13 protein-coding genes are annotated in these 14,876 nt (G+C 60.4%); 2 read left to right on the top strand and 11 right to left on the bottom strand.

Annotation, left to right across the window (positions count from 1 at the left end; genetic code table 11):
- Positions 1-75: 75 nt before the first annotated feature.
- Positions 76-1,290 (bottom strand): phosphoserine phosphatase SerB, encoded by a 1,215-nt coding sequence (serB, locus tag AC1RO5_RS24430; RefSeq protein ID WP_413697142.1) that lies wholly within the window; start codon positions 1,288-1,290, stop codon positions 76-78.
- A gap of 134 nt (positions 1,291-1,424) precedes the next feature.
- On the opposite strand from serB, the gene AC1RO5_RS24425 reads away from it, so the two are divergent.
- Positions 1,425-2,954, top strand: coding sequence for an AhpA/YtjB family protein (locus AC1RO5_RS24425; protein WP_493178098.1), 1,530 nt, complete (start codon positions 1,425-1,427; stop codon positions 2,952-2,954).
- 239 nt (positions 2,955-3,193) lie between these two features.
- Here the strand turns inward: AC1RO5_RS24425 and AC1RO5_RS24420 are convergent, their stop codons facing one another.
- From AC1RO5_RS24420 to AC1RO5_RS24380, 9 genes are all read right to left on the bottom strand, one after another.
- The gene (locus AC1RO5_RS24420; protein ID WP_493178096.1) at positions 3,194-3,907 is read right to left on the bottom strand and encodes a PqiC family protein; all 714 of its coding nucleotides are present in this window, start codon (positions 3,905-3,907) and stop codon (positions 3,194-3,196) included.
- A 176-nt stretch (positions 3,908-4,083) separates the two neighbouring features.
- Positions 4,084-6,348 carry a DNA topoisomerase IV subunit A gene (gene parC / locus AC1RO5_RS24415; RefSeq protein WP_493178094.1) on the bottom strand — a complete coding sequence of 755 codons (2,265 nt, stop codon included), beginning with the start codon at positions 6,346-6,348 and terminating at the stop codon, positions 4,084-4,086.
- Positions 6,349-6,358: 10 nt separating this feature from the next.
- On the bottom strand, positions 6,359-6,880 hold the full coding sequence (locus AC1RO5_RS24410) for a retropepsin-like aspartic protease family protein (protein WP_476216014.1): 522 nt from the start codon (positions 6,878-6,880) through the stop codon (positions 6,359-6,361).
- Positions 6,877-7,866, bottom strand: a complete 990-nt coding sequence (locus tag AC1RO5_RS24405; RefSeq protein ID WP_493178092.1) for an esterase-like activity of phytase family protein — start codon at positions 7,864-7,866, stop codon at positions 6,877-6,879. Before AC1RO5_RS24405 ends, AC1RO5_RS24410 begins: the two co-directional genes overlap by 4 nt.
- Positions 7,866-9,773 carry a DNA topoisomerase IV subunit B gene (gene parE, locus AC1RO5_RS24400; protein ID WP_007939624.1) on the bottom strand — a complete coding sequence of 636 codons (1,908 nt, stop codon included), beginning with the start codon at positions 9,771-9,773 and terminating at the stop codon, positions 7,866-7,868. The genes AC1RO5_RS24405 and parE overlap by 1 nt, the downstream gene beginning before the upstream one ends.
- A gap of 41 nt (positions 9,774-9,814) precedes the next feature.
- Positions 9,815-10,423, bottom strand: coding sequence for a YqiA/YcfP family alpha/beta fold hydrolase (locus tag AC1RO5_RS24395; protein ID WP_258672172.1), 609 nt, complete (start codon positions 10,421-10,423; stop codon positions 9,815-9,817).
- Positions 10,424-10,588: 165 nt separating this feature from the next.
- Complete coding sequence (gene cpdA, locus AC1RO5_RS24390; protein ID WP_493178091.1) at positions 10,589-11,404, bottom strand: 3',5'-cyclic-AMP phosphodiesterase; 816 nt, start codon at positions 11,402-11,404, stop codon at positions 10,589-10,591.
- Positions 11,405-11,515: 111 nt separating this feature from the next.
- Positions 11,516-11,968: a DUF1249 domain-containing protein gene (locus AC1RO5_RS24385; RefSeq protein WP_007939629.1), complete on the bottom strand. Its 453-nt coding sequence runs from the start codon at positions 11,966-11,968 to the stop codon at positions 11,516-11,518.
- The gene (locus AC1RO5_RS24380) at positions 11,959-12,576 is read right to left on the bottom strand and encodes an NUDIX domain-containing protein (RefSeq protein ID WP_493178090.1); all 618 of its coding nucleotides are present in this window, start codon (positions 12,574-12,576) and stop codon (positions 11,959-11,961) included. Before AC1RO5_RS24380 ends, AC1RO5_RS24385 begins: the two co-directional genes overlap by 10 nt.
- Positions 12,577-12,804: 228 nt before the next feature.
- Here AC1RO5_RS24380 and AC1RO5_RS24375 point away from each other — a divergent pair, with 228 nt between their 5' ends.
- A complete protein-coding gene (locus tag AC1RO5_RS24375) occupies positions 12,805-13,551 on the top strand; it encodes an RsiV family protein (protein WP_493178088.1) in 747 nt (248 codons plus the stop codon).
- Here AC1RO5_RS24375 and cytX read toward each other — a convergent pair.
- Positions 13,520-14,812, bottom strand: a complete 1,293-nt coding sequence (gene cytX / locus AC1RO5_RS24370) for a putative hydroxymethylpyrimidine transporter CytX (protein WP_493178087.1) — start codon at positions 14,810-14,812, stop codon at positions 13,520-13,522. The two genes, AC1RO5_RS24375 and cytX, sit on opposite strands and share 32 nt — an antisense overlap.
- Positions 14,813-14,876: the final 64 nt, after the last annotated feature.

Below are 14,876 nucleotides of genomic sequence, written 5' to 3'. Positions count from 1 at the left end.
GATCGCAGCCTTCGGCGGCGCCCACAGGCGCGTAGGAGCTGCCGAAGACTGCGATCTTTATTATCTTTTGATTCTTTAGAGCTGCCCGTCGCGATCCCGGAAGCCCAGCAGATACAGCACGCCATCCAGCCCAAGGGTGGAAATCGCCTGCTTCGCCGATTGCTTGACCAATGGTTTGGCGCGGAACGCTACGCCCAGCCCGGCAATCGCCAGCATCGGCAGGTCGTTGGCACCGTCACCGACGGCAATCGTCTGCTCCAGACGCAAACCTTCTTTATGCGCCAGCTCACGCAGCAAATCCGCCTTGCGCTGTGCATCGACAATCGGCTCGACCGCCACGCCAGTGACTTTGCCGTCGACCACTTCCAGTTCGTTGGCGAACACATAGTCGATGCCTAGCTTGGCCTGCAGTTGCTTAGCGAAGTAGGTGAAGCCGCCCGACAGAATCGCGGTCTTGTAGCCCAGGCGCTTGAGTTCGGCGAACAGGGTTTCGGCGCCCTCGGTCAGGCGCAGGGAAGCACCGATGGAATCCAGCACGCTGACGTCCAGCCCTTGCAGCAGGGCCAGGCGTTCCTTGAAGCTGGCGCGGAAGTCCAGCTCGCCGGCCATCGCCCGCTCAGTAATCGCGGATACCTGGTCGCCAACGCCGGCGGCCTTGGCCAGTTCGTCAATGACTTCGGCTTCGATCAGTGTCGAGTCCATGTCGAACACCGCCAGACGACGGTTACGGCGGAACAGCGAATCCTCCTGGAAAGCGATGTCGACGTTCAGTTCTTGCGCGACGCTGAGGAATTCAGCCCGCAACGCTTGCGGGTCAGCCGCCTCGCCGCGTACGGAAAACTCGATGCAACCCTTGCCCTTGTCGGCCGGGGTGTCCAGCGGCATGCGCCCGGAAAGGCGATCGATATGGTCGATGTTCAGGCCATATTTGGCGGTGATCGAACTCACACGCTGCAATTGCTCGGCGGTCACTTTGCGGGTCAGCAAGGTGACGATGTGGCGTTTCTTGCCCTGATTGCCGACCCACTGCTGGTAATCCTCTTCGGACACCGGCGTGAAACGCACTTGTTGCTCAAGCTCATAGCCTTTGAACAGGATGTCTTTGAGCACCGAGTTGCCTCGCTCGGTATCAGGAATTTCAACCAGGATGCCGAACGACAGGGTGTCGTGGATCACCGCCTGACCGATGTCGAGAATGTTCACACCACCCTGGGCCAGAACGCCGGTTATGGCCGCAGTCAGACCCGGACGGTCGACTCCCGTGATGTTTATCAGGACGATTTCGCGCAAGGCGCACCCCCGCAGGTGGAAAAAAACCGCATTCTACCCATTTTCAGTGACCATCGGGCACCGCGAGCGCTTTGACGGCCTAGGGCCTGTCGCTATACTGCGCGTCAACTTCACGGACAAAGAGCCGAGCTCAAGTGAACCGGCCCACGCCAGTAAAAACCGATAACTTCTTTCTGCTGATCTTCCGGGCACTGCGTCATCGCCGTGTACCGATCGCATTACGCATTGCCAGCCATAACGTGATCCTGGTCGCTCTGGCCCTGGTGATCTATGCCTGTGTGATGGGTTTGCAGTTCAAGCAGGCCATGCACGAGCAGGCGGATGCCCTGGGCGAAAGCCTGACTACCCAGACGGCTACGTCGGCCACGGAGCTGTTGGTGTCCAACGACATCCTCAGCCTGAATGTGCTGCTCAACAACCTGACCAAGAACAAGCTGGTGGCCCACGCTGCCATCTACAGCGTGGATAACCGCATCCTCGCCGAAGCCGGTCAGCGTCCCAAGCACGGCCTGCTGGGCGAAGCCGAAGGCATGTACCAGAGCAAGATCACCTTCCAGGACGTGACCGCCGGGCAACTGCGCATCAGCCTGGACATGGATCAGTTCCAGCAGCCGATGACGATCAGCCTGCAAAGCATGGGCATTCTGAGCGCGATTCTGCTGGCGCTGTCCCTGGCTTTGAGCCTGCGCCTTGGGCGCAATATCTCCACGCCGCTGCTGCAGCTGCGGGTGTGGCTGCGCAATATCGACGAATACACCCCGGCCACCGAGCGTCAGGATGAAGTCGGCGATCTCGCTCGTCAGCTGCACGCCAATTTCGCGCCTGAGCCGGCCGAGCCTGAGCCCGTTCCTGAGCCCGAGTTCGACGACAGCAATGACGACGAAGAGACCGATCCGGCCTTCGAAGTACGCAACCTGCGTGATCCGAGCTTCGATGAAACCCGACCGGTGGCAGGTCTCAAGCCTGCACCGCGACGCATTGTCAGCACGGTCGAAGACGACGAGGACGACGAAGATCCGTTTGCCGATCTGCGTGACGACTCGACAGACAGCGCGCCGAAACCTGTCGCAAAACCGCAGGTATCGAACGTACCTCAACACAGCGCGGTACTGGCGGTGCAACTGGGTGCACAGGATCAACTGCGTCGCCTGCCCCGCGCACGTCTGGAAGAGCTGCTCAAACGCTACCGTGATTGCCTCGATCAGGCGGCGTCGCTCTACCAGAGCGAACTGCACACTCTGAACGATGGCAGCACGCTGATGCTGTTCCACACCGAAGACAGCGGCGAGGACTACCTGACCAACGCCATCTGCTGCGGTGAGTTGCTGCGCGCCCTGGGCCATCAATTGCAGATCGAAGTCGCCGACAGCGGCATCACCCTGCAATTGCAGTTGGGCCTGACACTGGGCGACGAACTGTTCGGCTTGAGCCAGATCGACCTGCTGCTGACCGAAACCGCTCAGGATGCGCTGGCCCTGTCGCAACACAGCCGCAACCTGCTGCTGGTGGAGCGCAAGATCAGCGACGACGCGCTGATTCGCCAGCGTGCGCGGATCCGCCCGATTGCAAGCCCTGAGGGTGCGTGCTGCGTAGAACGCCTGATGGAGCCTTATCCGTCGATGCTGGAGCGGCAACTGGCGCGGATGCACGAACGCCGGGCGTAAACCTGCCCCCCCGCTGCAAAGAAGCCCGCAGACGAGTGATCGTCTGCGGGCTGATCGTTCCCACGCTCCGCGTGGGAATGCCTCCAGGGACGCTCCGCGTTCCACCCGGAACCTTGCACTGATGTGACGCAGAGCGTCACGGGCTGCATTCCCACGCAGAGCGTGGGAACGATCATCTCCAACCTGCAGAAACAACAAAGCCCGCACAAGGCGGGCTTTGTTCTGGACTCAATCCAGGCTCAGAACCTGAACACTTCCATATCCGTACGAATCGGCGAAGCCATCGGGATTTTCGGCTGCTTCTCCGGCTCTGCTGTCGGCGCCACAGGCTTGGCGGCGGGCTTGCGCGGTGCCTCAGCGATCGGCGGCTGGTTGGCCAGCGGCTTGAGCGCTGTCGACAGTTGCTCGGCCAGACGCTGCAGCAACACACCCTGAGCCTGAACCTGAGACGCCGTACCGCCGGCGTGCTGCTCTTGCAGATGAATGATGCGGTTATCACGCACCTGACCACGACGGTCGATCAGGCGCCATTGCGCGTCCAGGATCGCCGGTTGCGACACACCCGAGTCCAGCCGGGTGATGGTCAGCAGAACCTGGACATCCGGCGTGAAACCCACTGTCGCAGGTGCCAGGACAACGCGTTGGCTGTCCAGATGACCGGCGACCTGACGCAGCAACAGCTGATCGATGTCCGACGACAGACTGCCCGCCCAACGACCGTCGGCCGATGCTTGAAGGCTGCCATCCGGCTGACGTTGCAACAAGGTTTCGCGTTGCAGGTAGTCCGCAACCGTTACCGGACCCAACAAAACCGCCATGCCCGCGCTTTGCGCAGGCTGAGCCGGACTTCCGCTGTCCAGCTGATACAGCGACACCGGCTGGTGCACACTGCAACCCGCCAGGCCAAGAACGCCAGCGAGCATCAAAATAAAAGGAAGGCGCAGAGCAGTCATCGTCCCATCCAGGTGGCTGCCACAAGGCTCACCACAGTGAAAATACTCAAAAAATATGAAGAACGCTCGGCTACGCCGGCGCTTGAAAGGCCATATCATCCGTGAATATGCGTTCCGACTCCAGCGCCAAAGCGTCGATCTACGCGTTAAATCGTAGATCGAGCGCTCTAGGACGGTTAATTGAGGTTTTCGACGAACAGCGCATCCACCCTCTGAAAGCCCCGTGGCAGTTTGTTACCGCGACGTCCACGCTCACCTTTGTAGTGTTCGAGGTCGTCCGCCTTCAGTGACAAGGTACGCTTTCCGGCCTGCAGCACCAACGTGGCACCTTCCGGCAAAACGGCGATGTCCGTGACATATTCTTCGCGACTGGCAACACGCTCACCGGAAATCCCGATGATCTTATTACCCTTACCTTTACCTAATTGTGGCAGATCGCTGATTTTGAAGATCAGCAGGCGACCCTCGGTGGTCACCGAGGCCAGCCAGTTCTGTTCACGATCGGCTACCGGACGCGGCAGAATAACCTTGGCGTTGTTCGGCAGGCTCAACAGGGCCTTGCCCGCCTTGTTCTTGGCTTGCAGGTCTTCGCCCTTGACCACGAAGCCGTAACCGGCGTCGGACGCAATCACGTACAGCGCGTCGTCTTCAGGCATCAGCACGCATTCGAAGCTCGCCCCTGGCGGCGGTGTCAGACGGCCGGTCAGCGGTTCGCCCTGGCCACGGGCCGATGGCAAGGTGTGGGCCGCAACCGAATAACTGCGACCGGTGGAGTCGATAAACACCGCAAACTGGTTGGAACGCCCGGCTGCCGAGGTCTTGAAGCCATCCCCGGCCTTGTAGGAAAGACCGGTGGCGTCGATTTCGTGACCTTTGGCAGAGCGAACCCAACCTTTTTCCGACAGCACGACCGTCACTTTCTCGTTCGGCAACAGATCGTGTTCGGTCATTGCCTTGGCTTCGGCGCGCTCGACGATTGGCGAACGACGGTCGTCGCCATAGGTTTCGGCATCCTTGATCAGCTCGCTGCGCACCAGTTTCTTCAGCTTGGCTTCGCTACCCAACAGGGCTTGCAGCTTGGCCTGTTCCTTGAGCAGTTCATCCTGCTCGGCACGCAGCTTCATTTCTTCCAGTCGCGCCAACTGACGCAAGCGGGTGTCGAGAATGTAGTCGGCCTGGATTTCGCTCAGGGCAAAGCGCTCGATCAGGCTGACCTTCGGCTGCTCTTCGGTACGGATGATGTGGATCACTTCATCCAGGTTGAGGTAGGCAATCAGCAAGCCGTCCAACAGGTGCAGGCGACGCTCGACCTTGTCCAGACGGAATTGCAGGCGTCGACGCACGGTGCGAACGCGGAATTCCAGCCACTCCACCAGCAAGGCACGCAGGTTCTTGAGCTGCGGCTTGCCGTCGAGGCCAATGATGTTGATGTTGACCCGGTAACTGGATTCCAGCTCGGTGGTCGCGAACAGGTGTTGCATCAGCGCTTCGTGATCGACCCGGCTGTTGACCGGGATAATCACGATGCGGCATGGGTTCTCGTGGTCAGACTCGTCGCGCAAGTCCGCAATCTGCGGGGCTTTCGACGGTTTGGCCTGCATCATCGCGGCAATCTGCTCGAGCACTTTGGCGCCAGAGACCTGATGCGGCAGCGATGTCACGATGATGTCGCCGTCTTCGACGTGATAAACAGCGCGCATGCGCACCGAACCGCGACCGGTTTCGTAGATTTTCAGCAGGTCGGCGCGCGGCGTGATGATTTCCGCTTCGGTCGGATAATCCGGACCCTGAATGTGTTCGCAGAGCTGCTCGACCGTGGCTTTCGGTTCATCCAGCAAGCGCACGCAAGCGGTCGCGACTTCGCGCAGGTTATGCGGCGGGACGTCGGTGGCCATGCCCACGGCGATACCGGTGGTGCCGTTGAGCAGGATGTTCGGCAAACGGGCCGGCAACACCAGAGGTTCTTCCAGGGTGCCGTCGAAGTTCGGGCCCCAGTCTGCGGTGCCCTGGCCCAGTTCGCTGAGCAGCACTTCGGAATAGCGCGATAGCCGCGCTTCGGTGTATCGCATGGCCGCGAAGGACTTGGGATCGTCCGGCGCACCCCAGTTACCCTGGCCGTCGACCAGCGTGTAGCGGTAGCTGAACGGCTGGGCCATCAGCACCATGGCTTCGTAGCACGCCGAGTCGCCGTGAGGGTGGAATTTACCGAGCACGTCACCGACGGTACGCGCCGACTTCTTGTGCTTGGAATCGGCGTCCAGCCCCAACTCGCTCATCGCATAGACGATGCGTCGCTGAACCGGTTTCAGGCCGTCGCCGATATGCGGCAAGGCACGGTCCATGATCACGTACATGGAGTAGTTGAGGTAGGCATTTTCGGTGAAGTCAGCCAGTGACCGGCGCTCTACACCGTCCAGGCTGAGATCAAGGGAGTCGCTCATGCGGGCCTCATTATTTCGTGGTCTGGCGCAGCAGCATGGTGCCACCGCGCTGGGTAAATTCAAGTTTGTTCAGTGCGCTCATGCCGAGCAGCACTTGATTGCCGTGCAAACCGGGCGCCACCAGCGCGCGAACGTCACGCAGCACGATGGCGCCCAATTGCAGCCGGTCGAGGCGGGTTCGATAGCCCTCGCTCAAGCCATTGGCCGTGCTCAGGGTCACCCCGAAGCCTTTTTCCAGTTTCAATCGTTCAGCCATTTCGGCCGGGATCGACACATCGGTCGCACCGGTATCGAGCATGAACTCCACGGGCTGGCCGTTGATCTGGCCGGTGGCGACAAAATGCCCCTGGCTGTTGCCGATCAGCTTCACTTCGATAAAACCCTGGCCCTGCTCAGAGCTGACGACGGTGTTGGGATTCTGTTGACGCTCCTCCCATTGACCGAAGAACCGCGTCGCCAGAAACAGCGCGGCGCACCAGGCCAGCACCATCAACACCCGACCGGCGCGCTTGCCCGGTGGTTGCTGACTCATGGCTTGGCGCTCCAGCCACCTTCAGGCGCGGCAAAGCGCCAGACAATCGGGCGTACCTCACCGTCGGCGCGCGCGCCGTTGTTGTTGTCGATACCGATCCAGGCACCGTCGACGTCCACGATCAACGCTTCCGCCAGCCCAAAGGGTTGTGAATAACGACGATTTTCCTGCAAGGCCTCGACGGCAAACGACCAGCAGCGCTCGACCTTGGCTGTCACCGCATCACGGCGGCAGATCTGGAAGGCATTGCGCTCAAGGGTAAACAGTTTGCCGTCGAACAATGACAGATCGGCAAAATCCCGGGGGCGCGCTTTGGCGTTGGGAAATTGCGCTGGTTGCATTTCCACCCCGCCTTCACTCAGCAGCACACAACCACCGTCGCAGTCCCACACCGTTTGCTGGCGCTTGATCAGCAGCAAACCGCGGCGCTCACGTTCGGCGGCCAGCCACAGCGTGTCACCGGCCGGATTGATCGCCAGGCCTTCGAACAACGCATTGAAGTGCAACAACATGCCGCTGGCCCGCGCTTCGCGCACCAGCATCGGCGAGATTTTCAGCCAGGACGCAGGCCCGACTGGCGGTACTTGCAACACCGTGGCGTGACCTTCACTGACGATGTAACGATTGCCGGCACTGTCGCAGGTGATACCTTCGAAATCCAGGTCTCCGCCCCGTACGAACGACGCCGCCCAGGTCCGCGAACGCAAGCCCCAGGGCAAACCGCTGTCGGGCACCAAAGGTACGTCGATGTGCACGGTTTCGGCTTGCCAGGTGGGGTTGCGGGTGTCGAGGCGATAGATTTGATCATCGTCGCGATCCGAAACGGTCCACAGCTCCTTGCCACACTGGGCCAGCCCCGACAGATTGCCGCCGCGCATGCCGTCGACGGCATGTTCGGACAACAGGCGCAGCTCTGGCACGGGTTCCGCGCAAATCGTCACCGAAGTCAGCAGCAACGCACACGCCAGGGCCCAGCCAAAGCGCATCAGCCCAGAACCTCGGCCAGGTTGCCTTTGGACTCCAGCCAGGTTTTGCGATCGCCTGCGCGTTTTTTCGCCAGCAGCATGTCCATCATTTCCGAGGTCTCGGCGAAATCTTCACCCAGCGTCAGTTGCACCAGACGCCGTGTGTTCGGGTCCATGGTGGTTTCGCGCAGCTGCGGCGGGTTCATTTCACCCAGGCCCTTGAATCGGGTGACCTGCGGCTTGCCGCGTTTCTTCTCGGCCACCAGGCGATCGAGAATGCCGTCGCGCTCGGCCTCGTCGAGGGCGTAATAGATCTCTTTGCCCAGGTCGATACGGTACAGCGGTGGCATGGCGACGTAGACGTGACCGGCATCCACCAGCGGGCGGAAATGCTGGACGAACAAGGCGCAAAGCAACGTTGCGATGTGCAGACCGTCGGAGTCGGCGTCGGCGAGGATGCAGATCTTGCCGTAACGCAGCTGGCTCATGTCCGCCGCGCCCGGGTCGACACCGATCGCCACGGCGATGTTGTGCACCTCCTGGCTGGCCAGCACTTCGCTGCCGTCGACTTCCCAGGTATTCAGGATCTTGCCGCGTAACGGCAGGATCGCTTGAAACTCTTTGTCTCGCGCCTGCTTGGCCGAACCACCAGCGGAATCACCTTCCACCAGGAACAGCTCGGAGCGCATCGGGTCCTGCCCGGCGCAGTCAGCGAGTTTGCCCGGCAATGCCGGCCCTTGGGTAATGCGTTTACGCTCGACCTTCTTGCTGGCCTTCAGACGACGGCCGGCGTTGTTGATCGCCAGTTCGGCCAGCAACATGCCGGTTTCCGGGTTCGCGTTGAGCCACAAGCTAAAGGCGTCCTTGACCACACCGGAAACGAAGGCGGCCGCCTCACGGGAAGACAGGCGCTCTTTGGTCTGACCGGAGAATTGCGGTTCCTGCATCTTCATCGACAGCACGAACGCAATACGCTCCCAGACGTCTTCCGGCGCCAGCTTCACACCACGCGGCAACAGGCTGCGGAACTCGCAGAACTCGCGCATGGCGTCGAGCAAGCCCTGACGCAGACCGTTGACGTGAGTACCGCCCTGGGCTGTCGGGATCAGGTTGACGTAGCTTTCCTGAACGCTGTCGCCGCCCTCGGGCAACCACAGCAACGCCCAATCGACGGCTTCCTTGTTACCTGCCAGGCTGCCGCAGAATGGCTCGTCCGGCAGGCGTTCGAATTCGCTGACCGCATCTACCAGGTAGGAGCGCAGGCCGTCTTCGTAATGCCATTCGACCTTCTCGCCGGTGGCCTTGTCTTCAAAACTGACCAGCAACCCCGGGCACAGAACGGCCTTGGCCTTGAGCACGTGCTTGAGGCGGCTGATGGAGAATTTCGGCGAATCGAAATACTTCGGGTCCGGTGCGAAGAAGACGCTGGTGCCGGTATTGCGCTTGCCGACGGTGCCGACCACTTCCAGTTCGGTTTTTTTGTAACCGTCGGCGAACGTCATCTGGTATTCGTTGCCGTCACGTTTTACACGCACCCGGACTTCGGTCGACAAGGCGTTGACCACGGAAATACCCACCCCGTGCAAACCGCCGGAGAACTGGTAGTTCTTGTTGGAAAACTTGCCGCCCGCATGGAGTTTGGTGAGGATCAGCTCGACGCCCGACACACCCTCTTCCGGGTGAATATCCACCGGCATGCCACGGCCGTCATCGCTGACTTCCAGGGAGTGATCGGCGTGCAGGATGACCTGCACCGACGTCGCATGCCCGGCCAAGGCTTCGTCGACGCTGTTGTCGATGACTTCCTGGGCGAGGTGGTTCGGCCGACTGGTGTCGGTGTACATGCCGGGGCGTTTGCGCACCGGGTCGAGGCCCGAGAGGACTTCGATGGCGTCTGCGTTATAAGAGCTAGCGCTGGGAGTGGCCATGGGGTCTCGTCGTCAGTGTCAGTAAAAAAAGAGGCGAGCAATCACAGTGCTGTGAAATCGATCGCCTGATACAAATCTGCGCCGATGCCGGCAAAACTCAATATTGCCGGCAGTTGCGCGGCAAAACCCTGGAAACTATGGTCGCCGCCGGCCTGAATGCGCAAGGCACAGGCCCGGTAATATTGTTGGGCGAGGCGATAGTCCAGCGTTTCATCGCCAGTCTGCAACCATACCTGAAACCGCTGCGGATCCTGGGGCGCCGGCACTTCCAGCTCGGCCAGGGCCGTCACGTGGTCGTGGGTCATTTCCCAGGTCTCATCGGTATACAGGTTTTTCTGCGTCCCCAGAAACCCGTCGAACATCCGGTGTGGGCTGACGGCAGGGTTGATCAACAGGGCTTTCAAGCCATGGCGCTCGGCCAGGTGAGTCGCATAGTAGCCGCCGAGTGAGCTGCCGACCAGCAGTGGCCGCCCCAGCTCCGCAATCGCCTGTTCCAGCTGAGCGATGGCCTCGCGGGGATGGTGATGCAGGGCCGGCACACGCAACTGATCGCTCAAGCCCAGCCGCTCCATCACTTCGATCAACTGAGTGGCCTTTTTTGAGGCAGGCGCGCTGTTGAAACCGTGGATATAAAGGATCGAACCAGACATTTGAGCTCCCTGTGCGTCGGGTAAAGAAGGCGGAGTTTACTGTAGGAGCTGTCGAGTGCAACGAGGCTGCGATCTTTTGACTTTGTTTAAAAGCAAGATCAAGAGATCGCAGCCTCGTTGCACTCGACAGCTCCTACAAGCTCCTACAGGGGGAATCGGTAAGTGTCAGTAGCCGTTGGAACCGTAATCAATCTGGAAATCGAACCCGGTCACGCGCTCAACGCCAGTTTCAAGCTGACCATCGGGCAACAGCCGCAACCACCGATACCCCGGCGCCTGCTCACTCACCTTGAAATCATCACTGCCCGGTTCGAACTGGATGCAGGTCGAGGGCGATGCGATCAGGCGAACACCGTTGCGCACTTGATCAATCTCCTGATGAACATGCCCCCAAAGCACCGCACGTACCTGCGGAAATCGATCCAGCACCGCGAACAACGCCTCTGGATTGCGCAATCCAATCGGCTCCATCCACGCGCACCCGATCGACACCGGATGATGATGGAAGCACACCAGATGATGCCGCTGCGGCGCCTCGCTCAACGAGCGCACGAGCAATTGCAACTGCTCATCCTGCAAATACCCCGGCACCGAACCTGGCACCGCCGAATCGAGCAACGTCACCCGCCAGTTGCCGATGTCTACCACCGGTTTCAACAATGCACTCTGCACCGCCGCCTCGGCCATGATCCGCGGCTCGTCGTGATTACCGGGAATCCAGCGCGCCGGGGCATCGATCTGCCGGGTGAGGTCGCGAAACAGCTGGTATGACTCCAGCGTCCCGTCCTGGGAGAGATCGCCAGTGGCAATCATCAGATCGATCTGCGGTTGCTGCTTCAACACCAGCTCAATCACCTGTTGCAGGCTGTCGCGGGTATTCATGCCCAGCAACGTCGCGTCCGCCTCGGCAAACAGATGACTGTCGGAGAGTTGCACCAGCAACGCCGGATCGGCGGTGGTCAATGTGGATACGCTCGGCAAGGCGTTCTCCCAGGGCGTGATCACGGGATTGGAAAGTGCCGCAATTATGCTGGGGGACGATCAAAAGAGGAAACCTGTGAACCGGAAGCAGTTCACAACTACACAGCACTCTTAGCGCACAACGGCGTACTCGTGTCCGCAAGCCAGGCAATGACTCAACCATTCCCCCAGGAACAGATTGAGTTGAGCCTTTTCGTCCGGCTGATGCATCGCGGCGTTCGGGTAAGGATAGATGCCGCGAAAGCGTCGTGCATGTTCAGCGCTGATAACTTCGGCCATGCGCGCGTCGTGATACACCTGCACTTCCAGTTGCGGCACTGGCAACCAGGGCAGGCTGTGCTCCTGACGCACCTGCAGGGTGGTGGTGTACGGACAGGCTTGCAGCACTTCCAGGGCCAGCACGCCAAGCATCTGGTCACCCTGGGTCACGGCAATGCGCCGGGCCGCCGGATCGTTGCGCATGTCCGGCAACAGTCGCATCAGGCGCGCGTAGTTGGCCTCGCAAGAGGCTTGCAGCCCCACGAGGTCGACCCGATAGCGATCGCGCAGCTTGTTTACGACCATAACCCCCTCACTTCCACGCGGTTCAAAGCCAGCCACTGCAAGGCAATGATGCTCGCCGCGTTGGCAATACGTCCGTCGCGCACGGCTTGCAGGGCATCTTCGAAAGCCCAGACCGTGACGCGAATATCTTCTGCCTCTTCCTCCAGCCCATGCAGGCCGCCAACCCCGGCACTGTCGCAACGCCCCAGATACAAATGCACAAACTCGTTACTGCCACCCGGCGATGGAAAATATTTGATCATCGGCCAGAGCGCCCCGAATACAAGCCCAGCTTCCTCCTGCGCTTCGCGGTGAGCAACTTCTTCCGGTACTTCTTCCTTGTCGATCAGACCGGCGACCAGTTCGATCAGCCACGGATTGTCGGTCTTGCCCATGGCGCCGACGCGAAACTGCTCGATCAGCACCACTTCGTCGCGCTGTGGATCATAAGGCAGCACGCACACCGCATCGTGGCGCACGAACACTTCACGATTGATCTCGCGACTCATGCCACCGGCGAACAGTTCGTGGCGCAAGTGCACGCGGTCGAGCTTGTAGAAGCCCTCGTAGCACTTTTCGCGCCGAACGATATCAACGGCGGTCGGAATGGCGTTGGCAAAATCAGTCATGACAATCCTCTTTACTGCAAATCCGTTACGAGGCTCCTTTTTGTTACTTGCAACCTCGACTTCGCGCCATCCTAACGCGCCCGCGATGTTTGATGCAGCCCCTTTACAGTCAGCGGGATAGACGGTGAGGGCGAAACCAACTCTAATTAGCTTAGTGGCGAACTGACTGCTCCGTTGAGAGTCGAAGCGGGTAACTTTTCGCCTTCCCCTGTTTCATTAAGGACGCCCATGTCGCTTTTCAAGATCGCCTCCGTGGCCGCCATCGCCCTGACCCTGGGTGCGTGCCAGAGTCTTTTCCAGCCCAATTACCGGGCGCCGCTGGAAACCACCCGCGACGCTTCCGAACAACTGAAACCGGGTTGCGCCAACCCTGACTGCCCGCTGGTGAACATCGATACGCTGCACTTCCCGGCTGAGCCTGCGCTTGACGGCATCATCGAAAAACGTTTGCTGCAAATGACCCGCACCTCGCCCAATGCCCCTGTAGCACCTACGCTGGCGGCGTATCGCGAACAATTTTTGAGCAGTGCCGAGCCGCGCTATAGCAGCTACCTGCAAGCCAAGGTACGTGAGCAGCATGACGGCTTGGTGATCATTGAATTGTCCAGCTACCTGGACAACGGCGGTGCCCATGGCACGCCGGGCCGCGGTTTCATCAACTACTCGCGTCAGCAGCATAAAGTGCTGACGCTGTCGGACATGGTGATCCCGGGGCAGGAAGAAGCGTTCTGGAAAGCGGCCCAAGTGGCGCACAACAGCTGGCTGATCAGCACCAAACTCGATCAGGAGCCAGAGTTCGTCAAGAGCTGGCCCTTCGTGAAAACCCAGAACGTGGCGTTGACGTATGGCGGGGTGATCCTCAAGTACGAAGTGAGCACCCTCGCGCCTTACGCGCTGGGCCACGTCGAACTGAAGATCCCCTACCCGCGCCTGAACGGCATTCTCAAGCCTGAGCTGTTTCCCGGCCGTAGCTGAAGGCTCGACCAAGCACCAGTTGCAGCAGCCCTGCCAGTACCAGCGACGGCAGGGTTGCGCCGATGTCCGGATAGAGATTGGCCAGCAAGTGATAAGTACTCACCCCGCCCAACCAGGCGAGCAACGCCGGCCAGCGCAAGGCGGCCGAGGCCACTTGGCTACTGCGTTTGCGCAGGATGAAGTGATCCACCAGCACCACGCCGAACAGCGGTGCAAACACCGAACCGATCAACAGCAGGAAATTCTGGTACTGGGCCAATGGCGCCAGGCAAGCGATCAGCGTGCAGATCACGCCGATGGCCAAGGCCAGATGCTCGACTTTCAAGCGCAGCAGAATCCCGCTGGACACCGCCGCCGAGTGAATATCGGCAAAGGCATTTTCTGATTCATCCAACAGAATCAGTAGCAACGGAATCCCCAGTCCCGCACCGGCCAGAGCCAGCAGCAAGGCATTTACTTCACCGCTCGGTGCGAACGCCAGGGTGTACGCCACGCCCAGGCTCATCAGCCAGAAGTTACCGATAAAGAAACCCAGCGCCGTACCGCCGAACACATTCTTCGCACGCTTGCCAAAGCGCGAGTAGTCGGCAATCAGCGGCAACCAGGACAGCGGCATCGCGATCGCAATGTCAAAGCCCACGGCGAACGGCATCGAACCATCGCCGGCCTGCGCCCACAACGCAGCCAGATCGGCCTTGGCAAACAGGTTCCAGGTCAACCAGATGCACGCGGCCAGCAACAGCCAGATGCCCCACTTGCGCAGGATCTTGCGCACAAAGGTCAGCGGACCGCTGACCGCCAGCAAGGTGGCCAGTGCACCGAAGAACAGCGTCCACAGCAGCGGATTCGACCACAGGCTGCCTTCGCTGAATGCACGGGCGCCGAGCAGGCTGGCGGCATCGCGCATCACAATGATTTCGAACGAACCCCAACCGATCAGTTGCAGCAGGTTCAGCACCGCCGGAAGGCTCGCGCCTTTTGCACCGAGGCTGAGTTTGAGCGCGGCCATCGATGACAGGCCGGTGTCACTGCCGATCACGCCAACGGCAGCCAACAACAGCACGCCGACCAGCGTGCCAAGAAAAATCGCCAGCACCGAGCCGGACAGGCCCAGACCTGGTGCGAGCAGCGCGCCGGTCTGCAACACCATCAGGCCGATGCCGAGGGAGAACCACAGGGAAAACAGATCACGACCGCCGAAGACGCGTTTGTCAGTTGGCACCGCGATGTCCGGGGAGTAAGTGCTGGGTTGAATGCTCAAGGGTGTTATCTCAGAGGAACATGTGTTGTTCTTTGTGATCGTTCCCACGCTACGCGTGGGAATG

It is taken from the genome of Pseudomonas sp. GW822-FHT02G04 (genome assembly GCF_058802085.1).
Note: the sequence above shows the minus strand (reverse complement) of the source record. Positions and strands in the feature narration are given on the sequence as shown.

What these genes read in the sequence shown, in the direction of transcription:
- AC1RO5_RS24375 (WP_493178088.1), top strand. Translation starts at nt 12,805, where the DNA reads ATGTCGCTTTTCAAGATCGCCTCCGTGGCCGCCATCGCCCTGACCCTG.
- AC1RO5_RS24410 (WP_476216014.1), bottom strand. Translation starts at nt 6,880, where the DNA reads ATGAGTCAGCAACCACCGGGCAAGCGCGCCGGTCGGGTGTTGATGGTG.
- AC1RO5_RS24405 (WP_493178092.1), bottom strand. Translation starts at nt 7,866, where the DNA reads ATGCGCTTTGGCTGGGCCCTGGCGTGTGCGTTGCTGCTGACTTCGGTG.
- AC1RO5_RS24380 (WP_493178090.1), bottom strand. Translation starts at nt 12,576, where the DNA reads ATGACTGATTTTGCCAACGCCATTCCGACCGCCGTTGATATCGTTCGG.
- AC1RO5_RS24420 (WP_493178096.1), bottom strand. Translation starts at nt 3,907, where the DNA reads ATGACTGCTCTGCGCCTTCCTTTTATTTTGATGCTCGCTGGCGTTCTT.
- AC1RO5_RS24395 (WP_258672172.1), bottom strand. Translation starts at nt 10,423, where the DNA reads ATGTCTGGTTCGATCCTTTATATCCACGGTTTCAACAGCGCGCCTGCC.
- AC1RO5_RS24385 (WP_007939629.1), bottom strand. Translation starts at nt 11,968, where the DNA reads ATGGTCGTAAACAAGCTGCGCGATCGCTATCGGGTCGACCTCGTGGGG.
- parC (WP_493178094.1), bottom strand. Translation starts at nt 6,348, where the DNA reads ATGAGCGACTCCCTTGATCTCAGCCTGGACGGTGTAGAGCGCCGGTCA.
- parE (WP_007939624.1), bottom strand. Translation starts at nt 9,773, where the DNA reads ATGGCCACTCCCAGCGCTAGCTCTTATAACGCAGACGCCATCGAAGTC.